Here is a 21,653-nt window from a genome sequence, read left to right as displayed (position 1 = left end):
CGTGAAATTAATAAAACTTTCCACCCTCTTCTCAAGTACAGCGCTCGCACTGCTCTTGGCATCCCACGCTCACGCGGTCGATAGCTTGCGCATTGGCATCGAGGCCGCCTATCCACCCTTCGCATCCAAAACCGGTAGTGGCGAGATCGTCGGTTTCGACTACGACATCGGCAATGCGCTATGTGCGCAAATGCAGGTCAAGTGTCAGTGGGTCGAACAAGAGTTTGATGGCCTGATCCCCTCGCTGAAGGTAAGGAAGATCGACGCCATTCTTTCGTCGCTGACGATCAGCGAGGAGCGAAAGAAGTCCGTTGACTTCACCAATCGCTACTACCAAGCCGCCGGGCGAATCGTGATGAAGGAAGGGGCCGACCTGGGCGCCCATTTCTCAGGGCTGGCCGCTAAACGGGTAGGCGTGCAACGAGCAGGGATTCACGACCGTTTCGCAACCGAGATACTGGCTCCGATCGGGGCGCAGGTCATTCGCTACGCTTCGCTGAATGAAGCATACCTGGACCTGATTGCCGGGCGGCTGGATGCTGTACAGGGTAACGACGTGGCCGTGCAGATCGGCTTTCTTGATACCCCGAATGGCAAAGGCTACGCCTTCGCTGGTGAAACGTTGAGAGACCCCAAATACTTTGGCGACGGCGTGGGTATCGCAGTACGCAAAGGTGACAGAGCGCTGGCGGAGCGCTTCAACCAGGCGCTGGTGGCCATTCGCGAAAACGGCGAGTACAACGCCATTCACGATCGTTACTTCAAGTTCGACATCTACGGCGAATAGAGGATCAGCCTCACGGATCGAAAGTGGAGCATGGGCTGAGAGTTTGTTGAAGATCAGGTTCGGACCTGTATGGGACGACCTTGAAATAGCTGAAGGATGATGCTCGAGCAGCAACGCCACTCAGCTTTTCGTCCTTTGCGATAGAGGGTGTTTATTCGCGATTATTTCTCATTTACACTCGCATCCTTTCTCCGGAGCCAAGCTCCTTTTCCTGGGTGCATCGTGTCGCTCGATCCCGCCAAACCAACGCTGCTGTCCACCTTGGTCCGTCACTATGACGAACTCGTGGACCATGTTCGCCGCCGTTTTGGCGACAGGAGCACGGCACACGATGTGGTGCATGACGTGTGCGTGCAGTTGCTCGAACGCGATGAGAAAGAGGACGTGCGCACACCCCTTGCCCTGCTACGGAAAATTTCCCACGATACGGCGGTCAGTCGCTATCGAAGCGAGCGTCGCCGTGCCGCGTGGGTGGATGCCCTGCCCGAGCTGCCCGAGGTCGTCTGTACAGCAGCGACACCTGTGGGCCGACATGAAGCCGAGCACGAGTTCCAACTGCTCGTCGACGCCATTGCCGCCCTTCCCCCGCGTTGCCAGGCTGTATTCGTCATGCACAAGATCCATGAAATCCCCCAGGCGGAAGTGGCCGCGCGCCTTGGCATTTCCATCAAGACCGTCGAAAAGCACCTGCGCTTGGGGTTGGCCACCTGCAGGGAGCGGCTCGGTCGTGGCGAGGTTCATCCATGACCAGCCCTTCGAAGAAAACCGGGCCTGCGCCGGTGGACGAGGCCTTGGGGCGTCATCGGGAAACGCTGAAAACCTTGTTTCCGCTACCGGCTTGCGAGCCAAGGCCGCGCAGGGCGTCCAAGGTCGTCGGCATCGCGCTTTCGATCGCGCTCGCCTGTGGAGCACTGGCGTGGCTGAACCCGGCGTACAAGACCGAGCGCTTCGATACCGCCATCGGCGAGCGACGTTCCCTGGTCCTGGACGATGGCAGCACGCTGCTACTCGACAGCGCCAGCCATGTCGAGGTGCATTGGCGCCTACTCAGCCGCCAGGTCGACTTGCGTGCCGGGCAGGTGCTGTTCGATGTCGCTGCCGCTGTGTACCGGCCGTTCGTGGTGTCGGCCGGCACCGCCAGGGTCGAGGTTCGCGGCACCCTGTTCAATGTCCGGCGCCTGGATAACGACGACGTGCGTGTGACCCTGGCCCGCGGGCGCGTCGAAGTCGCGCCCGCCGGCGAAGCGCAAGCCCCGACCATCCTGATGCCGGGGCAGCAGGTCGACTCGATCGGCGGGCACCTGACGCCGGTCGCCAAGGTCGACGCCGCCACCGCCATGGCCTGGAAGGATGACCGCATCGTGTTCGAGCAGACGCCGCTGGACGAGGCGATCGCGGTGCTGCGCCAGTATCGGAAGGCGCCTATCGAGATGGGCGATACCAGCTTGGCGGCGCTCAAGGTGACAGGTGTCTTCGACGCCCACAAGGTCGACCGGTTGCTCGACCTGCTGCCGAGCATCCTTCCCGTTGCCGTGCTGCGCCAAGCGGACGGCGCCGTACTGGTTCAACGCAAAACGACAAGAAAATAATTCTCAGAAGCAGGTAGGGTTTCTGGATCTCCGTGGCGGCTATTTGGAAAAAGCCAACCTACAAAGGAATTCCAGACGTGCATTCTTCCTTCAGGAATCGCTCCCTACGCCTTTCGTTGCTGACCAGCAGCCTGCTCCTCGCGATGTCGGCGCAAGGCCGGGAAAAGGTGGACGTGGACCTGCCGGCCGCGCCGCTCGGGCAAGCCATCAACAGCCTCGCCCACCAGTCCTCGGTGCAGATCATCTTTGCCGGCGACCTGGGTGAAGGCCGTCAGGCCCCTGCGATCAAAGGCCGGTTCACCCCGGAGCAAGCCCTGCAGAAGTTGCTCGAGGACAGCGGCCTGCAAGCGCAAGCCAAGGATGAGCACACCTTCATCATCGTTCCGTCCAGCGCGGCCCAAGATACCCCCGCCCCCACGCAAGCCGCCCCGAGCCAGCCTCTGGAAATGGCACAGATGGAGATCACCGCCTCACGCACCAGCAGTGACCTGGTCTCTGCGACCCGGCAGTCCACCGTCATCGAGCATGACCAACTGCAGGAGCTGCGCCAGGGCTCCGACAGCCTGGCCACGGTGCTGGCCAAGGTAGTTCCGGGCATGTCCGACTCCAGCCGCACCATCACCGAGTATGGGCAGACCCTGCGCGGACGCAGCATGCTGATCATGGTCGATGGTGTGCCGCTCAACACCAACCGCGACTCCTCGCGCAACTTGGCCAACATCGACCCGGCACTGATCGAGCGGGTCGAAGTCATACGCGGCAGCAGCGCCATCTATGGCAGCGGCGCCACTGGCGGCATCATTTCCATCACCACCCGCCCCGCCGGTGGTGAAAACCGGACCGAAACCAGCCTGAGCGCCACCTCGCCCCTGACCCGCCTGGGCAGCGATGGGCTGGGCGGCCAGTTCCAGCAGTATTTCGCAGGCTCCCAAGGGGCAGTGGACTACGCGTTCGACTTCGGTACCCGCCACGTCGGCGCCTCGTACGATGCGCACGGCGACCGCATCGCGCCAGAACCGAGCCAGGGCGACCTGTTCGACTCGAACATCTACAACATCGGGGGCAAGCTCGGGCTGCACATCGACGAGGACCAACGGGTCCAGCTCGCGGTCAGCCATTACGACGCACGCCAGGACACCGACTACGCCACCGACCCGAGCGTCGCCAAGCTTCCACCAGGCTCGGTCCCGGCCAATGCGATCAAAGGCCTGGACCTGGACGAGCAGAACCGCATTCGCAATACCTTGGTGAACCTGGAATACGAGAACCTGGACATTCTCGGCAGCCGGCTTTCTGCCCAGGTGTACTACCGGGACTACTTCACCCGCTTCACCCCATTCGATGCCCGCGCCGTCGCAACCCGCGGCGGCAACGTCGATCAGGTGATGCAGAACAGCGAAGTGTTCGGCAGCCGCCTGACCCTGCGCACCCCGCTTGGCGAAAGCGGCAATACCGAACTGGTGTGGGGCGGCGACTACAACCAGGAGCGCAGCGACATGCCGCTGGACGTGTTCGACCCGGACGCCTACGACGCCAGTGGCGGCCTGGTGTTCGACAAGACCGGCAGGCTTACCTACATGCCGCCGCTCAAAACCCGAAGCGCCGGCGCGTTCGCCCAGCTGCAGCACCGTTTCAACGAACACTGGTCGATCGACGGCGGCCTGCGCTACGAGTACTCCACGGCCAAGTTCGATGATTTCGTCCCGCTGTCCGAATCCAAGGCGGCCTCTCCGGCAACGGTCAAGGGTGGCGACATCGACTACGATGCGCTGCTGTCGAACATCGGCATCGTCTATTCGCCGGTCACCGGCCAGGAAATCTACGCCTCCTTCAGCCAGGGCTTCCAGTTGCCCGACATCGGCATCCAGCTGCGCAACGCGCGCCGTGGCTTCGATCTGGGCGCCTCGAACCTGGAGCCGGTCAAGACCAACAACTACGAGCTTGGCTGGCGCGGCGAGCTGGGCAGCAACACCCTGGGCACTCTGGCGCTGTTCTACACCACTTCCAAGCTGGGCGACGTACAAAGCTTCAACAACGGCCTGATCCTCACCCGCACCAAGGAGCGCGTCTATGGCGTGGAGGCCAGCGCAGACTGGCTCAGCGACGATGAAGTATGGGGCGCCGGAGGTAGCGCGACCTGGATGCAAGGGCGAGAGAAGCCGGACGGCAAGGGCTGGCAAGACATGACCGGCTATCGCGTCCCGCCACTGAAGCTGACGGCGTACATTCAGTACAAGCCGACCTTCGACTGGAGCAACCGCCTACAGGCCACGTTCTTCGATTCCAAGGATTATCGCCTCAATGGTGTCGACAGCTTCGGCCGCCATCAGGTCAGTACCTACACGACGGTGGACCTGGTGAGCCAGTATCGGCTCACCCCCGATGACCAGGTGAGCATCGGCATCCAGAACCTGTTCAATCGCGACTACTACCCGCTCTACAGCCAACTGCTGCGCAATAACAACAACACCAGCCACCTGCCGGCACCGGGGACTGTGTTGACCGCCAGCTATACGCACAATTGGTGATAGCGTGCCAGCCAGCGGGCCCATCGCGGGCCTGCTGGCCGGCATCGAATACCAGGTTCGGTGTCAGGCCTGCTCGGCTCCAACGCTGGGCCGATACATCAGGTAGGCGTCCCCCGCCACCCGCACCAGCGGATGAGGCGCGATCTGGCAGGTCTTGACGATGCCGAAGCCCTTGCGCTCGTAGAAGCGCCGGGCCCCAGTGTTCTCGGCATAGTCGATCAGGCTCAGGCCTTTGAGCCCCAATTGGTCGGCCCTTGCCTGGGCAAGCTCCAGAAAGCGCGCGCCCAGGCCCTGGTTACGCCAGCCTTCATGCAACGCCAAGCTCGAAATGTAGAGCGTGTCGGGTACTTCCATGTCGGCATAGGGCGCCAGCACCGGGTCGGTCACAGGCTCGGCTGCAGGGTCGTGGTACATCGCATAGCTGTGCATCATGCCGACTACGCGCCCCTGCGCTTCTGCGATCAGGCAATTCTGGTACGAAAAATCCACGTCATCTCGCGCATAGCGGATAGCGCCGACATCCAGCAGCGCCTGCCCTGGCTCAGCCAACTGGCTCCAGATGTAATCGGCTACACCTTCGGAAGTGATCTGGAACAGCCTGGCGATATCACGGGCATCCGAGCGGCGAGCCGGACGAAATTCAACGGTCATGGGTACGCGTCCAAAGGGATGAAGGGGCTCTTATAACGGTCAGATCAGGGGCATTTCAATCCGCTGGTCGATTGTCTCGTCAACACGTCGTACCGAGGCATTGGCGTGACGTAACCAGGCAATGAAAGCCCTCTGGCATGCACCGGCCAGTGTCATCGGCTCTGTTCAAAAAAACGGCTCGAATTCGCCTGTACCCCAATTGCGAAACCGTCATTTTTTGAACGGATAGCTGCACTTTTCCCAAAGAAGCTCACCTGTTTGCCCTAAACCGCTGAAATACTGTGTCTCAGTTCTGAACCCTCATCACAGTTAAACAGTCAAATTTACGTCACAAAACGTCAAAAATATTAATCACAAAAAATTATTAGCAGTTTTTTGACGCAAACTCTATAGTCGCCGGGTTTCTGACTGCACGTTGTTCGTTTGACCCACAAGGAAATACAACATGCCAACCCCGACTCCCCGTATCGCGGTACTGGGCGGGCTGGTGTCGAGCCACAGTGGCGCGACATTGGACTGCTTCGCCGACCTCGAAAGTCTGCTGGCCGCTCCGGTATTCGATGTCCTGCTGATCGATCAACCCGCCGCTGTCGCCAGCCGGTCCCTGCATGCCTTGCGCAGCGCCAGCCCCTACCGCTTCCATTTGATCCATTGTTGTCGCGACCTGGACGACAGCTGCATCGCGCTGAGCGATGGGCCAGTGCCTGCCGACCTGGACGAGCTGACAGTACGCTGGCAGCTCTGGCAGTCACGTTACGCCCGCTTCGAGGCATCGGCCGCGGCCGATCGCTTCGAAGGCCGGGTACTGGCTTGGCTGTGGATGCGTGCCAGCGCACAGGTCCTTGCTGTACGCGACCCTAGCGTCGCCCAGCATTACCGGTATCCCTTGCTCGAGGCGCTGGCCGGCGAGGAACAGGTCAGCAGCTTTGCCTGGCTGAGCCTGATGGCGCAGCAGGACTGGCTTGAAGAGGGCGACATGCTCGACCGCATCCGACTGTGTGGCGACTGCGGCTCCGGACGCTTGAACTATGTCGATGTCTGCCCCGAGTGCAAGGACCTGGACATCTCCCGGCAACCGGCGCTGCATTGCTTCACCTGCGGCCACGTGGCGCCCCAGGACGCGTTCATGAAGAACGCCATGCTGCTCTGCCCCAACTGCCTGAAACAGCTGCGACACATCGGCAGCGATTACGACCGCCCGCTGGAAAACTACTGCTGCCGTGGCTGCAAGGCGTTCTTCGTCGACGCCTCCGTGCAGGCGCGTTGCATGGATTGTGGCCAGGCCCATGCGCCGGACCGTTTGCGCGTGCGTGAAGTTCGCCATTACCGCCTGACCGAGGCCGGCCGCCTGCGCTGCCGCCAAGGCCTGGACAGCGAAAGCGGCGACATCAGCCACTTCAACCGGCTCAATCTGCTCGGCGGACGAGCCTTCCACGATCTGCTGAGCTGGCAACTGCAGATCGTCCGCCGCTACGAGCCGTCGACGTTCTCGGTGCTTGGCCTGCGCTTCGTCAACCTTGGCCAGACCGTCACGCGCCTGGGCGAACACCGTGGCCATGCCTTCATCGACAGCCTGGTGGCACGCCTGCAGGAAGCCCTGCGCGAAACCGACCGGTGCTCGCGCGGCACCGAGGAAATTCTCTGGGTCCTGCTGCCGCACACCGGTTCGGAAGGGCTGGACACGGTCAAGCGGCGCCTGGGTCAGGTCGCGGAGCTGTTCAGCGACCCCGAGGTGAGCAGCATCAGCCTGCGCATCTCCAGCCTGACCGCGCCCCAGGACCTTCACGGCGACGAGAATGCCGAACTGCTGCTGGCCCGCGTGGCCAGTGGGTTGGCATGAGGACCACACCATGCCGCCGTTTTTCGAGCAGCTCTATAACGCGCTGTACCCGCTGACCGGGCCCGATGGCCTGAGCCGCGTGTTCCTGATGCTTTTTCCCTATTTCCTGTTGCTGGAGCTGCCCTTGATCCTGCTGGTGCTGCTGGGGGTGCTGCGCTGGTTCGTGCGCCGCCACGCCTCCACACCGCAGGTCAACCAGTACTGCCCGCGGGTCTCGTGCATCATCACCTGCTACAGCGAAGGGATGGATGTTCAGAAAACCCTGCTCAGCCTGTGCGAGCAGACCTACCCAGGGCATATCGAGCTGATACCGGTGGTCGATGGCGCTACCGTCAACCAGCCGACCCTGCAGGCGGTGCGCAGCTTCCGCCTCGATTCACAGCTGTATCCCAAGCGCCATCTGCGGCCAATCGCTAAATGGCAACGCGGAGGGCGCGTGTCGTCGCTCAATGCGGGGCTCTCGCTGGCCAGTGGCGAAATCGTCATGGCCTTGGATGGCGACACGTCGTTCGACAACAACATGGTCAGCTCGATCGTGCGCCATTTCGCCGACCCCTCGGTACCGGCCGTGGCCGGCAGCCTGCGGGTGCGCAATACCTGGGCGTCGGTATCGACGGCGATGCAGGCGCTGGAATACCTGCTGTCGATCCACATGTCCAAGATCGGCCTGGCCGAATGGAACCTGGTCAACAATGTGTCCGGTGCCTTCGGTGCCTTCAGGCGCAGCTTCCTGGTCAAGATCGGCGGCTGGAACACCCATACCGCCGAGGACCTGGACTTGACCCTGCGAATCAAGAGCTACTTCGCCCGCCACGACCTGCGCATTCCGTTCGAGCCGCAAGCCGTCGGCCACACCGACGCGCCGGTGACCTTCCGCCAGTTCCTCATGCAGCGCCTGCGCTGGGACGGCGACCTGTTCTTCCTCTACGTGCGCAAGCACAACCACAACATCAACCCGACGCTGCTGGGTTGGCCGACCTTCATCATGATCCTGCTCAGCGGCTTCTTCTTCCAGTTGGTGCTGCCGTTCATCATCGTCGGCTACCTGCTGCTTGCGGTGTTCGTGCTGCCGGGCACCACATTGTTAGTGCTCGCGGCGTTGATCTACCTGCTGTACCTGTCGATCACCCTGGTGCTGTTCCTGGTGATGCTGCTGATGGTATCGGACCGGCCGCGCCAGGATGCACGCCTGGCCGTGCTGGTACCGGTGTTCCCCTTGTTCATGCTGATCATGCGCTGCTGGAGTGCGGTGGCCATGCTCAACGAGATTTTCCGTCGCGGCCATGAGGAAAGCAGCATGGCGCCTTGGTGGGTCCTCAAGAAAGCCACGAGGTTCTAGATGCGTTCATTTCTTCTGGTATTGACCTTGTCCATGACCAGCGGCCTGGCCCATGGGCAGCTCCTGACACTCCAGGAGCTGCTCGACCGGCAGCAGGACACCCCCCTGGCCCGGGCAGGCGCCGCCGATCTGCGCGCCTTGCAGGCTGAAGCCAAACTGCACGAGGACCGTGCCGGCTGGCAGGTCTTCGCCGGTGCCAGCGCTGGCCGGTTCGAGGAACTGGTCACCGAGGACATCCGCGATGACTACTATGGGCGCAACCTGAACCTGGGCGTGCGCCACCCGTTGCTCGGCAGCCTCAACCGCCAGCTCGAACTGCTGGAGAACAACCAGTACGAACAGCAGCGCCAGCAAATGCGCCAGGCGCTCGAGCGTTCCAGCCGGCGCCTGGCATTGCGCAGCGCCTATGCCGACTGGTGGCGGGCGCAACAGGAGCTCGCACTGTGCCGATCGCTGAAGGCTGGCGCCTCGGAAGCCGCGGGCAAGATCCGCATGCGCCGTGAAAAAGGCTGGCTGCGCGACTCCCAGGCACAACTGCGCCTGAGTGAATGGCAGGTCATGACCCAGCGTTGCGACGGCCTGCCCCAGCTCGAGGCTGACATACGCGCAGACCTGGCCCTGCTCAGCGGCCAACCGATCCCCGAAGGCGCCCAGGCCACTGCCGAACCCCTGGCCCTGGCACCGGAACCGCTCGATCGCTGGCAGGCCGTGCTGGGCCGACACCCCCGCATCAGCGAAAAGCAGAACCTGCTCGCCCAGGCCGATGCCCAACGCGATAGCCCCTGGTACAACGCCATCGACTCGGATGTGATCCTCGCCGGCAGCAAGGAATACCGCAGCGGCTCGGACAAGTCCGGCAGCGGCCTATTGGTGGCGTTGAACTTCTCCATGCCCTTCGACGTGGTCGGCAACAGCCGTGCGCGCAAGCAACTGGCCCAGGCCCGCTACGATGCGGCCAGCGAACGCCTCGAAGCAGAACGCCAGACCCTGGGGCTTGAGCTCAACAAAGCCCTGCGCGCCCAGCGCGCCGGGCAGCTCACCCTCGAGCAGCGGCGCCAGCAACGCAGTGTCGTCGCCCAAGCCCTGGAAGAGGAGAAACGGCGCAACATCGGCGGTGGCGACGATGGCTTCGATGGCCAGCTGATGGCCCAGCGGCTCTACTACCAGAGCGGCCTGGACCTGATCGCGGCCTGGCACGCCGCCTGGTTGCGCCAGGCCAATCTGGACCTGCTGCTCGAAGATGCGCCCCAGGCCGATCAACTGCTCGGGCGCGAGCGGCAGCAATGGACCACCCTGAATGATTCCGCGACCTCGCTGACGCTGGCCGCGGCACCGCCGCTGCTGCCCCTTTCTGTCGTGCGCGATGCGCCCACCCGCACCGCCGGTTGGAGCCAGGGCATCTATGTCTGGAACAGTGCCGCCCTGCTCGACCCACACCGCCGCCCTGCCGAACTGCAAGCCTTGCAGCAGGCCGGCATGCAGAAGATCTACCTGGGTCTGGATGCGGCGCAAGTGCGTAACCTGCCCACTACCCGGCAAGCGCTGGAACAACTGCTGGCCCAAGCCTCTGGCCAAGGTCTTCAGGTGAGCCTGCTGCTCGGTGACCCGAGCTGGATCGAGCCGGCCCAGCGTCACGAACTGATGAGCCTCGTGAAAAAACTCGACGGCCTGGCCTTCGACAGCCTGCACCTGGACCTTGAAGTCGAACAGCTCGGCTGGCCGGTGCCCGAGCAGCGCCTACGCGATTGGCTGGACACACTCAAGGCTGCCGTGCAGGCGAGCCGGTGGCCGGTGGAAATCGCCAGCCACCCGCGCTGGTTCGACCCCACCCCGCCGAGCAAAACCTGCGTGCCCTGTGCACTGCCCGGCATCGGCGTGCACCAGGTAAGCCTGATGATCTACACCAGCAACAGCGAACGCAGCACCCAGCGCGCCAGCACCATCGCCAAACGCTGGCCTGACCTGCGCCTGCGCCTTGCCCAGAGCGTGGAACCGCATCTATCCAAGAGCGAAAGCTGGGCCGGGCAGCCGCCCGAGCGGCTGCAACAACAGGTAGCCCAGTGGCGCAAAGACTTGTCTCCCCAGGGAATTGTCGGGATCGACTGGCAAGCCTGGGCTGATTATCCAAAACGGTGAAAGGCTCATGAATATTCGTTTTGACAGCCCCAAAGAACTCAACCCGACCCACGATCACGGCTTGAAGGTGCTCTATGCACCGGGCAAGCGCATGGCGTTTCGCCTGCGCTGGTACCTGATCCTGTTCCTGGTCGCCAGCCCATTGTTATGGTTGCTGGGCAAGCTGTTGTTCAGCCTGGTCCTGATCGATGCACCGGCGCAGTTGCGCCTACCCATCGAGGAAGTGCGTGCCCGGGATGCCGGCCGGATCGAGCAATTGCATGTGACGGCGGGCGAGCAGGTCCAGGCAGGCCAGTTGCTGGTCAATCTGGACAATCCCGAGTGGCGCGTACGCCTGCAACAGCTGGCCGCCATGCCCACCGAGATGCCGACTGTGGCGGACTCCGAATGGGTCAGCCGCGAAAGGCAGTCGCTGCGTGCCAGCGCGGGGCGTGCCGCGCAGCAGGTGCAGCAGCTGTCGGCCCTGCTCGCCCAAGGCGCGGCCACCCGCGGCGAGCTGATGACCGCGCAGGCGGAACAAGACAGGCGCAAGGCCGAACTGGCCGCCTTCGAGCGTCGCGAACAACTGACCCGCCAGCCGCGCGAGTTCGACCGCCAGCTGATCGAGCAGAACGCCGAACGGCAATGGCTGCAGACCCGACTGCAGGCGCTGTCGTTGGTCGCACCCGAGCCTGGACGTATCGCCGAGGTATTGGTCACGCCCGGCGAGAATGTCGGCCCTGGCACCTTGCTGATGCGCCTGGAGCGCGTCGGTGATCCATTGCTGTGGATCTACCTGGAGCCGCACAACATCGGTTATGCCGGGGTCGGCCAGCCGCTGCAAGTACGCATGCCGGACGGCAAGTGGCTCGACGCCCATGTGGTCCAGGCGGTGGACAGCGCCGGGCGCACGCCGGTGGTGCTACGCGGCCCGTTCGCCGCCAGCGAGATGGGCCTGCAGGTGGCGGCACGCTTCGACCAGCCGCTGTCGCCACGCTGGCGTATCGACCAATTGCCGCTGCATGTGCGCTTCCCCACCAACTGGAAGCGCACCCTGGGCTTCGACTGACCCGGTGGGTCTCATCCAATCGTGGAGTAAGCAACAATGCCTTCCGAGAAAATCCTGGTTACCGGCGGGGCCGGCTTCATCGGCTCGCACCTGGTCGAAGCCCTGCTGGAAAAAGGCCATTGCGTGCGGGTGCTGGACGATCTGTCGACCGGCAAGTTGAGCAACCTGCCCGTCGACAACCCACGCCTGAACGTGGTCATTGGCGATGTCGCCGATGCCGAAACGGTCGCCCAGTCCCTGAAGCATTGCACGGCGGTGGTCCATCTGGCCGCCGTGGCCTCCGTGCAAGCATCGGTGGACGACCCGTTGCGCACCCACCAGAGCAACTTCATCGGTACCTTGAACCTGTGCGAGGCCATGCGCGAACGGGGGATCAAACGGGTGGTGTTCGCCTCCAGCGCGGCCATCTACGGCAGCAACGGCCAGGGCAGCGCCATTCATGAAGACACGCCCAAGATGCCCTTGACCCCCTACGCCTTCGACAAACTCGCCAGCGAACACTGCCTGGGGTTCTACCAGCGCCAGCACGGCCTGGAACCGGTGATTCTGCGCTTTTTCAATATCTTCGGTCCGCGTCAGGACCCAAGCTCGCCCTACTCCGGGGTCATCAGCATCTTCAGCGAGCGGGTCAATACCGACAGCCCGATCACCATCTACGGCGATGGCGAACAGACCCGAGACTTCGTCTATGTCGCCGATCTCGTGCAGATTCTGGTCCAGGCCGTGCAAAGCCAGGCGATCAGCCCGGAGCCGGTGAACGTCGGGCTCAACCGCGCCACCAGCCTCAACGACCTGGTCGCAGCCCTGAGCCAGGCCACCGGTAAGACCCCCGAGCTGCGCTACGATGCCGGGCGCCCGGGCGATATCCGCCATTCCCGTGCCGACAACAGTCGCCTGCTGGGCCAGTTCGCCCTGCCCACGGTGACCGGGCTGGAACAAGGGCTGACGCGCCTTTTGGCCAGTCTCAAGAACGCTGATCGCCGGTAACCCCGCGCCACACCCAGCCCCTGTAGGAGCGGCCTTGTGCCGCGAAAGGGCTGCGAAGCAGCCCCGACAGAGGTGCATCAAGGCCAAAATCCTGGGGCTGCTCCGCAGCCCTTTCGCGGCGCAAGGCCGCTCCTGCAAAGCCTGCATCCGTCGATACGACAGGGTTATCCGTGAATGTCAGCGGATCTGGTGCTTGTGCAACAAGCGATAGAACGTAGGCCGGGACACCCCCAGCACCTTGGCCGCGATACTGAGGTTGTCACTGTGCCGGTCGAGCACGTCGCACAATGCCTGGCGCTCGGCACGGTGCTTGTAGTCCTCCAGGGTGCCCAGAGGCTGGTCCTCCTGTTCGACGCCCTGCAACCCCAGGTCCTGGGCCTCGATCTGCCGCCCTTCGGCCAGTACCAGGCCACGCCGCACCCGGTTGGCCAACTCGCGAACGTTCCCAGGCCAGTCGTGCCGGCCCATGGCCGCAAGCGCGTGTTCGCTGAACGAACGTGGGCGACGGCCGGTCTCCACGCTGTAGAAATGGGCAAAGTGGCTGGCCAGCATCGACAGGTCGCCATGCCGATCACGTAGCGGCGCGGTGACGACCTGCAACACGTTCAACCGGTAGTAAAGGTCTTCCCGAAAGCGCCCCTGGACAATGGCCTTCTCCAGGTCTACGTGGGTCGCGGCCAGGACTCGGACGTCCACGGGGATTGGTTGGTTCCCGCCGACCCGCTCGATATGCTTTTCCTGCAGGAATCGCAGCAGGTTGGCCTGTAGCTCCAGCGGCAGGTCGCCGATCTCGTCGAGGAACAGGGTACCGCCGTTGGCCGCCTCGATACGCCCCACCTTGCGCTGGTGGGCACCGGTGAAGGCGCCTTTTTCATGGCCGAAGAGCTCCGACTGGATCAAATGCTCGGGAATGGCGCCGCAATTGATAGCGATGAACGGTTTGTCGCTGCGTTGCGACTGACGATGCAGGGTACGCGCCACCAATTCCTTGCCCGTACCGCTCTCGCCTTGGATCAGCACCGGTGACTCGGTCGGCGCCAACTTGCCCAGCAACCGGCGCAAGTCGCGGATCGGGCGGCTCTCGCCGAGCAGTTCGTGCTCCGGCTCGTCGACCCGCACCGTGCCCTTGCCACGCAAGCGTGCCATGCCGAAGGCCCGGCCAAGGGTGACCTGTACCCGCGACACATCGAACGGCAAGGTGTGGAAGTCGAAAAACCACTCGCACACGAAATCTCCAATGTTCTGCGTACGCAGCTCCTCGGCGCTGAGCACGGCGATCCATTCGGTGTTGCTGCGGGTGATCAAGTCCTTGACCGCTTCGGGGTGACGCAGGTGCGAGGCCTGCAGGCGCAACAGACCGACATCGCACGGCTGCTCCAGCGCCAAGGCCAGGGTACAGCTGTGCACATCCCAGCCGACGCTGCGCAGGCCCGGTAGTAGACGGTGGCAATCGTCGCACGGGTCGACGATGAGCAGGCGGCGTTGAGCGGTCGGTTCGGGCATGACTGTTCCTTGGCGCCAAAAAGTGGTTTTTTAAGTAGAAACAGTAAGTTGCAACGTCCGACTTAACAGTAGCAACGAACCTCGACAACCCCATGACCGTTTGTCCGCCAATGGTGGCCCCCCGCCGGAGACCTGGGAATCTTTCAACATTTCGGGCGTCACAGGTTGCGCGACTTATCAGGCGACCTTTGAAAAAATTTTTAATGGCTGTGTGACTTCAACCCCGACTTGGAGCATCAGTACGAATAACCCCGCGCTGCGCACCTCTGATTATCAAGCAACGCGGACATCACTTCGCTGTTTGGGACCATAGAGAGACCGAACCATGAACGCCCCGCTCCGTGTCAACGAAGCACTGCTGATCGCCGACCACGCCTTCGAACCCTTCCAGTGCGTAGCCTGGGATGCACCCAACGGTACTGGTGAGCTAAGCCTGGCAGTGATCGACCGGACCAGCACGCGTATCGGCAGCAAGCAAGTATCCTCGCGTATCTATTCCGACCCTGCGCAATGGGCCAGCCTGATCGAGGAAGTGCGTGCCGAACTTTGCGAAAAAGGGTATGACCTGCAACCTTGGTCGATGCCTGAATAATATCGACGTGCCAACACAAGTGCGTGCCCGCTCACGCACTTGTGCAACTTTCCCTCTGCCCTGTTGGCAACTTTTTATTTGCGGCTTATTGTCGCAGTCGATACTTCCTCAGCATGATCAGCCCAACGGTTTGAACTGCTCGATGTGCCGATATTCGGCCTGCAGTTGCGTGGCCAGTTGCCGCCCCCGCCCCACACGCACCGCCGCCCGCTCCATGTCCACCAGCACCGTCGCACACGGCATCGGCTGAAGGGGGCTCCAGCGTTGCAGACGGCCATCGGTGAGCACCAGGCAGCGCCGGGTTTCCTGGGGGTGGCGCTTGTCGCGCGCCAGCAGCCAGCGCCGCGCGTCTTCCAATGCAGCGATCAGCGGCGTACCGCCGCCTGCACCCAGCGCCTGCAACCACGGTTGCAGGGCCGCCGATGCCTTGAGCCCATGACGCTGCCAGCGCGGCGCACCACCGCTGGCGGTCAGCAGGGCCAGGCGGGCACGCTGACGGTAGGCCTGGTCGAACAGTTCGGCCAGCAGCCCCTTGGCGTGGGCCAACGCCTGGTTGCGTCGGGTGGATGCCGAGGCATCGACGATCACCAGCCACAGCTGCGGCGCCTCGGCCTGACGCTGTTGCCAACACAAATCCTGGCGTTGCCGCGGCCGCCCCTTGAGCAAAGTGGGCAGCCAGGCGACCCGCGCCGAGCCGCCGCTACGGGCCCGGCCCCGAGCGGCGCCGGCGAGCGTTCCTGCCTGTGGCCTGGCATCCGCCTCCTGTGCAGCGTGCGGGCGGATGCTCAGGGCTTTTTTGCCCAGTTCGGCACCTCGCGCCGCACACCATTGCTGACCGCCTGCGGCGCCAGTGCCCCCCAGTCGCCCTCGCCGCCCTGAGGACCTGCATGGCCGCCACCGGGGGGCGGCGCACTGGTCGGGACGTCGGCCGGCGGCGATTCGCGACGCCGATGACGCAAGGCGAAATCCGCCACGGCCTGGACGTCGCCCTGTTCGATCGTCGCTCCCCCTCGCCAGGCGGCGTGGGCCCGAGCCGCGCGTAGCCAGACCAGGTCGGCGCGCAGGCCATCGACACCGGCGCTGAAGCAACCTTCGGTGATCCAGGCCAGGGCCTGGTCATCCAGCGGAATCTGAGCCAGACGTTGGCGAGCGGCCTGACAGCGCTCACGCAGTTGTGCCTGGGCGTCGGCCCACTGCCTGCAGAACGCCTGCGGGTCGCTGTCGAAGGCGAGGCGGCGGCGAATGATCTGCTGACGCGCTTCTGGTGGCGGCAGCCCTTCGAGGGCCACATTCAGACCGAAGCGGTCAAGCAACTGCGGGCGCAGCTCGCCTTCCTCCGGGTTCATGGTACCGATCAGCACGAAGCGGGCGTCATGGCGATGCGAGATGCCATCGCGCTCGATGCGGTTGGTGCCGCTGGCAGCCACGTCCAGCAACAGATCCACCAGCGGGTCGGGTAGCAGGTTGACCTCATCGACATAAAGCACACCGCCATCGGCCTGGGCCAGTACGCCGGGAGAAAACTGCGCCTTGCCCTGCCCCAGCGCGGCATCCAGGTCCAGGGTGCCGACCAGCCGTTCCTCGGTGGCCCCCAATGGCAGGGTCACGAACGGCGGTGTGTGCCCAGGCGCCTGCAACAGGTCGGCGAGGCCACGGGCCAAGGTGCTCTTGGCCATGCCCCGAGGGCCTTCGATCAGCACACCACCAATCTTGGGGTCGATCGCAGTCAGGCACAGGGCCAACTTGAGGTCGTCGGCCCCCACCACGGCGGCCAGCGGGAATTGCAGGGGTTCGTTCATTTCAGGCTTGTTCCTCGCCATCGAGCAGTTGTTCCTCGAGCGCTTGGCGATAGTCGCCCGGCGCCGCCCACAAGCCGCGCTGCTGGGCTTCGAGCAAGCGCTCGGTGAGGTCGCGCAGGGCCTCGGGGTTGTGCTCGCGCATGAAGTCACGGGTCGCCGGGTCGAGCACATAGGCATCGGCCAGGGATTGGTAATGGTGATCGTCGATCAGGTGTGTGGTGGCGTCGAAGGCGAATAGGTTGTCGACCGTCGCCGCCAGTTCGAAGGCACCTTTGTAGCCGTGGCGCTTGGCGCCGTCGATCCACTTGGGGTTCAAGGCTCGAGCGCGGATCACCCGGTTCAGTTCTTCCTTGAGGGTCCGGATGCGCGGGCGGTCGGCTTGGCTGTGGTCGCCGTGGTAGCTGGCCAGGGTTCTGCCGGCCAGGGTTTCGGAGGCAGCGAGCATGCCGCCTTGGAACTGGTAGTAGTCGTTGGAATCGAGCAGATCGTGTTCGTGGTTGTCCTGGTTGTGCAGCACCGCCTGCACGTGGCCCAAGCGCCGGGCGAACTCAGCTCGGGCCGGGGTGCCCTCGTCGGCGGCGCCATAGGCGTAGCCGCCATGATTGAGGTAGACCTCGGCCAGGTCGTCGCGGGTATGCCAGAGCCGACCATCGATGGCGTTCTGCACGCCGGCACCGTAGCTGCCGGGCTTGGCGCCGAACACCCGCCAGCCAGCCTGGCGCGCTGCCTGCTCGGGGTCGACGCCTTCGGCCAGCAACGCCTCGCGTTCGCGTCGCACGCGGGCGGCCAGGGGGTTGAGGTCTTCAGGCTCGTCCAAGGCTGCCACCGCCTGCACGGCGGCGTCGAACAGGCGGATCAGGTTGCCGAAGGCGTCGCGGAAAAAACCCGATACGCGTAGGGTCACGTCCACGCGCGGGCGATCGAGCAGGCTCAAGGGCAGGATTTCGAAATCGTCGACCCGCTGGCTGCCGGCGGCCCAGACTGGGCGCACGCCCATCAAGGCCATGGCTTGGGCGATATCGTCGCCGCCGGTGCGCATGGTCGCGGTGCCCCATACCGACAGGCCGAGCTGGCGCAGGTGGTCGCCATGATCCTGCAGGTGGCGCTCGAGGATCAGGTTGGCCGAAGCGAAACCCAGGCGCCAGGCGGTGGTGGTGGGCAGGTTGCGTACGTCGACGGTATAGAAATTGCGGCCCGTGGGCAGAACGTCCAGGCGCCCGCGGCTGGGCGCGCCGCTCGGGCCTGCTGGAACGAAGCGCCCGGCCAACGCGGCCAGCAGGCCGTCGATTTCCGCGGCGCCGCAGCCGTCCAGTGTCGGCGCCAGCGTGTCGACCAAGGCCTGGAGCACTGTCGCGACCGGTTGCCAGGCGGGTTCGTCGGGTAATTGCAACTGGCCCGCCAAGGCCTGCTCGATCAGTGCCAGGGCCAAGAGCTCGAGGCGCTCGCGGGTATCGCCATAGGTGCGCCAGATCGCATCATCGAGCACTTGCAAACGTTGCGGCCGCGGGCCTTGCCACGGTTGACCGAGGTCACAGTCCAACGGGTCGAAACCCAGGGCCATGGCCTTGGCCAGAGCGCGGACAAGGCTTGCATTCGCGCCTTTGCCGTCGCCCCGCTCGACACGTAGCAGGGCCAGCAGGGTGTCGCGGCGCAAACGCCCTCGCGGCGACAGCCCGAACACGTGCAGGCCATCGCGGATCTGCGACTCCTTCAAGTCGCACAGGTAGGTATCCAACCGTGGCAACCACAGCGCGGCATCGTCCAGTTGCCCCTCGAGCTGAAGTTCACGGTCGATATGGTTGGCCTTGACCAGCTCGAGAATATCTCGCTGCAGTTCGCGAGCCCGGCGCGGGTCGAGCAACTGCGCCTCGTAGTATTCGTCGGCCAGACGCTCCAGGTGGCGCAGCGGCCCGTAGGTTTCGGCGCGGGTCAGCGGCGGCATGAGGTGGTCGATGATCACCGCCTGGGTCCGGCGCTTGGCCTGGGCGCCCTCACCCGGGTCGTTGACGATGAACGGATAGATGTTCGGCAGCGGGCCGAGCAACGCGTCCGGCCAGCACTCGGCAGACAAGCCGACGCCCTTGCCGGGCAGCCATTCAAGGTTGCCGTGCTTGCCGACATGGATCACTGCGTCGGCGGCATAGCCGTTGCGCAGCCAGAAGTGGAACGCCAGGTAGCCATGCGGCGGTACCAAGTCCGGGTCGTGGTAGACCGCGCTGGGGTCAACTTGGTAGCCGCGGGCGGGCTGGATGCCGACGAAGGTCAGGCCATAGCGCAGGCCGGCGATCATCATCCGGCCGCTGCGGAACATCGGGTCCTGTTCCGGCGGGCCCCACCGCTCCAGCACTGCCTGCTGGTTCGCCTGCGGCAGCGAGGCAAAGGCCTGCTGGTAGTCGGCCAGGCTCAGGCTCTGGGCACAGGGGCGCTGGTCGAGGTGGTCCAGGTCGTTGGTCACGCCACCCAGCAACTGGTGGATCAAGAGGGTGCCGCTTTGCGGGAGGTCGGTTACCGGGTAGCCCTGCCCTTGCAGGGCCTGGAGGATATTCAGCGCGGCACCGGGGGTGTCCAGGCCAACGCCGTTGCCTATGCGCCCATCGCGCGTCGGGTAGTTGGCCAGCACCAGAGCCACCCGCTTCTGCGCATTGGGCAGGCGCGCCAACATTACCCAGCGACGTGCCAGTTCGGCGACGAAGTCCATGCGCTCGGGGTGGGCGCGGTAGCAGACCACGTCCGACTGGCTGCGTTCGCTGCGCCAGGCCAGATCCTTGAAGCTGACCGGCCGGGTGATGATGCGTCCATCCAGCTCCGGCAAGACGATATGCATGGCCAGGTCGCGGGCGCCCAAGCCCTGTTCGCTGTCCTCCCAGGCCGGCTGATTGTCCTGGGCGCAGATCGCCTGGAGCACCGGGATGTCACGCCGCAGGGGACGCAGATTGGGCTGCTCCGGGCTGGACAGGGCAAAACCGGTGGTATTGATCACCACTTCGGCCCCGGCCTCGTCCAGCCAGGCCTCGACTTGTGCCAGGCAGGCTGCCTCCTTGAGGCTGGCCACGGCGATTGGTAGCGGGTTGAGCCCCGCGGCCTGCAGGCGCTGGCAGAACACATCGATGAACGAGGTATTGGCCGCCTGCAGGTGCGAGCGATAGAACAGCACCGGCGCCACAGGTCGCTCGGGGTGCCACTGGGCGTACCAATCCTGGAGGGTCGCGCGGGGCTTGCCGGGGTGATAGACGCTGGTGCGGGGCAAGGAGTGCGGCTCTTCCCAGGGGTAATCACGCTCCAGCCAGAGGCTCGCCAGGCAGTTGAACAGGTTCAGGGCATTGGCCTTGCCCCCCTGGCGCAGGTAATGCCACAGGCGTTCAGCCTGTGCGCCGGTCACCGTGCCCAGGCCGGTCAGTTCAGGGTCCGGGCGGTCGTCCCCGGGCACCAGGATCAGCTGCACGCCACGGGCGGCCAGCGCCACCAGTTGCTCCACACCATAGCGCCAATAGCCGACTCCGCCATGCAGCGATACCAGGATCACCTTCGCGTGGCGCAGCACCTGGTCTACATAAAGATCGACCGAGGCGTGGTTCTGCACCTGCATAGGGTTGGCCAGGCGCAGGCTAGGGAAATCCTCCGGCAATTGCTCGGCGGTTTCGGCGAGCAGCGCCAGGTGCGAGTCGCCGCTGCAGAGGATTACCAGCTCGGCAGGCGTCTGGCCGAGGTCGGCGATGCTGTCGTCCGGCACGAAGCCGCCGGGCTGGGTCCGCAGCAGGTGCATGGGTCAGGCGCCCAGGGCCTGGCGCAGGCGTGCTTCCAGGTGCGCGGCGTCCAGTTCCTGGCCGATCAGTACCAGGCGGGTGATGCGCGGTTCATCGGCGCGCCATGCACGGTCGAAGTGTTTGTCGAAGCGGGTGCCGACGCCCTGGATCAGCAAGCGCATGGGCTTGCCAGGGATGGCGGCGAAGCCCTTGGCGCGCAGGATGCCAAATTCCACCACCAGTTGGGTCAGTGCATCGAGCAACAAGCTCTCGTCCGCCTCCGGCAGGTCGATGGAAATGGAGTCGAAGGCATCGTGATCGTGGTCGTCGTGGTCGTCGCCGTCGTGATGGGCGTCATGGTGGGTGCGGCGACCGTCGATGTGCGCCTCGGCCTCGGCACCCACCCCAAGCAGCACCTCAAGCGGCAGACGACCGCTGCTGGCCTCGATCACCTTGACCGCCGGCGGCAGTTCCTCGAGCACCTCGGCGCGGACCTTGGCCAAGCCTGCGGCATCGATCAGGTCGGCTTTGTTGAGCACCACCAGGTCGGCGCTGGCCAGCTGGTCGGCGAAAAGCTCGTGCAAGGGGGACTCATGGTCCAGGTTTGGGTCGAGCCTGCGCTGGGCATCCACCTGGTCGGGATAAGCCGCGAAGGTACCGGCGGCCACCGCCGGGCTGTCGACCACGGTGATCACCGCGTCGACGGTGCAGGCGTTGCGGATTTCCGGCCACTGGAAGGCTTGTACCAGTGGTTTGGGCAAGGCCAGGCCGCTGGTTTCGATGAGGATGTGGTCCAGGTCAGCGCGACGTGCCACCAGCTCGCGCATAACCGGGAAGAATTCTTCCTGCACGGTGCAGCACAGGCAGCCGTTGGCCAGTTCGTAGACACGGCCGCTGGCCTCCTCCTCGGTGCAACCGATGCTGCATTGCTTGAGAATTTCGCCATCGATACCCAGCTCGCCGAACTCGTTGACGATGACCGCGATGCGCCGGCCCTGGGCGTTGTCGAGCATGTGCCGGAGCAAGGTGGTCTTGCCCGAGCCGAGGAAGCCGGTGACGATGGTGACGGGGAGCTTGGCCAATGTTTTCATGTCGCGATGCCCTAGGCAGA

General features: G+C 64.2%; 16 protein-coding genes. 10 read left to right on the top strand and 6 right to left on the bottom strand.

Annotation, left to right across the window (positions count from 1 at the left end; all coding sequences use genetic code 11):
- The first annotated feature begins 10 nt into the window (after positions 1 to 10).
- The 4 genes from ACNFG0_RS05740 (at position 11) to ACNFG0_RS05725 (ending at position 4,904) form a co-directional block, all read left to right on the top strand.
- Positions 11 to 787, top strand: a complete 777-nt coding sequence (locus ACNFG0_RS05740) for an ABC transporter substrate-binding protein (RefSeq protein ID WP_416764325.1) — start codon at positions 11 to 13, stop codon at positions 785 to 787.
- 222 nt (positions 788 to 1,009) lie between these two features.
- Positions 1,010 to 1,534 carry an RNA polymerase sigma factor gene (locus tag ACNFG0_RS05735; protein WP_416764226.1) on the top strand — a complete coding sequence of 175 codons (525 nt, stop codon included), beginning with the start codon at positions 1,010 to 1,012 and terminating at the stop codon, positions 1,532 to 1,534.
- Positions 1,531 to 2,376 carry a FecR family protein gene (locus ACNFG0_RS05730; protein ID WP_416764225.1) on the top strand — a complete coding sequence of 282 codons (846 nt, stop codon included), beginning with the start codon at positions 1,531 to 1,533 and terminating at the stop codon, positions 2,374 to 2,376. The genes ACNFG0_RS05735 and ACNFG0_RS05730 overlap by 4 nt, the downstream gene beginning before the upstream one ends.
- Positions 2,377 to 2,453: 77 nt before the next feature.
- Positions 2,454 to 4,904: a TonB-dependent siderophore receptor gene (locus tag ACNFG0_RS05725; protein ID WP_416764224.1), complete on the top strand. Its 2,451-nt coding sequence runs from the start codon at positions 2,454 to 2,456 to the stop codon at positions 4,902 to 4,904.
- Positions 4,905 to 4,967: 63 nt separating this feature from the next.
- Here the strand turns inward: ACNFG0_RS05725 and ACNFG0_RS05720 are convergent, their stop codons facing one another.
- On the bottom strand, positions 4,968 to 5,555 hold the full coding sequence (locus ACNFG0_RS05720) for a GNAT family N-acetyltransferase (RefSeq protein ID WP_416764223.1): 588 nt from the start codon (positions 5,553 to 5,555) through the stop codon (positions 4,968 to 4,970).
- A 445-nt stretch (positions 5,556 to 6,000) separates the two neighbouring features.
- Between ACNFG0_RS05720 and ACNFG0_RS05715 the strand changes: the two genes are divergently transcribed.
- Genes ACNFG0_RS05715 through ACNFG0_RS05695 form a run of 5 tightly spaced genes read left to right on the top strand, consistent with a single transcriptional unit; the run spans position 6,001 to position 12,905 of the window.
- Positions 6,001 to 7,395 carry a diguanylate cyclase domain-containing protein gene (locus tag ACNFG0_RS05715; protein ID WP_416764222.1) on the top strand — a complete coding sequence of 465 codons (1,395 nt, stop codon included), beginning with the start codon at positions 6,001 to 6,003 and terminating at the stop codon, positions 7,393 to 7,395.
- A 10-nt stretch (positions 7,396 to 7,405) separates the two neighbouring features.
- The gene (locus ACNFG0_RS05710; RefSeq protein ID WP_416764221.1) at positions 7,406 to 8,734 is read left to right on the top strand and encodes a glycosyltransferase family 2 protein; all 1,329 of its coding nucleotides are present in this window, start codon (positions 7,406 to 7,408) and stop codon (positions 8,732 to 8,734) included.
- On the top strand, positions 8,735 to 10,870 hold the full coding sequence (locus ACNFG0_RS05705; protein WP_416764220.1) for a TolC family protein: 2,136 nt from the start codon (positions 8,735 to 8,737) through the stop codon (positions 10,868 to 10,870).
- Positions 10,871 to 10,877: 7 nt separating this feature from the next.
- Complete coding sequence (locus ACNFG0_RS05700; RefSeq protein ID WP_416764219.1) at positions 10,878 to 11,918, top strand: HlyD family secretion protein; 1,041 nt, start codon at positions 10,878 to 10,880, stop codon at positions 11,916 to 11,918.
- 36 nt (positions 11,919 to 11,954) lie between these two features.
- Positions 11,955 to 12,905 carry an NAD-dependent epimerase/dehydratase family protein gene (locus tag ACNFG0_RS05695; RefSeq protein ID WP_196145378.1) on the top strand — a complete coding sequence of 317 codons (951 nt, stop codon included), beginning with the start codon at positions 11,955 to 11,957 and terminating at the stop codon, positions 12,903 to 12,905.
- Positions 12,906 to 13,082: 177 nt separating this feature from the next.
- On the opposite strand, the gene ACNFG0_RS05690 is transcribed toward ACNFG0_RS05695, so the two are convergent.
- Positions 13,083 to 14,408, bottom strand: coding sequence for a sigma-54 dependent transcriptional regulator (locus tag ACNFG0_RS05690; protein WP_196155736.1), 1,326 nt, complete (start codon positions 14,406 to 14,408; stop codon positions 13,083 to 13,085).
- Positions 14,409 to 14,733: 325 nt separating this feature from the next.
- Between ACNFG0_RS05690 and ACNFG0_RS05685 the strand changes: the two genes are divergently transcribed.
- The gene (locus ACNFG0_RS05685; protein WP_084858069.1) at positions 14,734 to 15,000 is read left to right on the top strand and encodes a hypothetical protein; all 267 of its coding nucleotides are present in this window, start codon (positions 14,734 to 14,736) and stop codon (positions 14,998 to 15,000) included.
- Positions 15,001 to 15,117: 117 nt separating this feature from the next.
- On the opposite strand, the gene ACNFG0_RS05680 is transcribed toward ACNFG0_RS05685, so the two are convergent.
- The 4 genes from ACNFG0_RS05680 to cobW all read right to left on the bottom strand — a co-directional run bounded on the left by ACNFG0_RS05680 (position 15,118) and on the right by cobW (position 21,633).
- Complete coding sequence (locus ACNFG0_RS05680) at positions 15,118 to 15,675, bottom strand: vWA domain-containing protein (RefSeq protein ID WP_416764324.1); 558 nt, start codon at positions 15,673 to 15,675, stop codon at positions 15,118 to 15,120.
- A 110-nt stretch (positions 15,676 to 15,785) separates the two neighbouring features.
- Positions 15,786 to 16,799, bottom strand: coding sequence for an ATP-binding protein (locus ACNFG0_RS05675; RefSeq protein WP_196155735.1), 1,014 nt, complete (start codon positions 16,797 to 16,799; stop codon positions 15,786 to 15,788).
- Position 16,800: 1 nt separating this feature from the next.
- A complete protein-coding gene (gene cobN / locus ACNFG0_RS05670; protein ID WP_416764218.1) occupies positions 16,801 to 20,562 on the bottom strand; it encodes a cobaltochelatase subunit CobN in 3,762 nt (1,253 codons plus the stop codon).
- Positions 20,563 to 20,565: 3 nt separating this feature from the next.
- The gene (gene cobW, locus ACNFG0_RS05665; protein WP_416764217.1) at positions 20,566 to 21,633 is read right to left on the bottom strand and encodes a cobalamin biosynthesis protein CobW; all 1,068 of its coding nucleotides are present in this window, start codon (positions 21,631 to 21,633) and stop codon (positions 20,566 to 20,568) included.
- Between the last annotated feature and the right edge of the window lie 20 nt (positions 21,634 to 21,653).

It is taken from the genome of Pseudomonas sp. NY15372 (genome assembly GCF_048068215.1).
In the GTDB taxonomy this organism is placed as follows: Bacteria; Pseudomonadota; Gammaproteobacteria; order Pseudomonadales; family Pseudomonadaceae; genus Aquipseudomonas; species Aquipseudomonas guariconensis_A.
The sequence above is the reverse complement of the archived record's forward strand: the minus strand, read 5'-3'. Positions and strand labels throughout refer to the sequence as shown.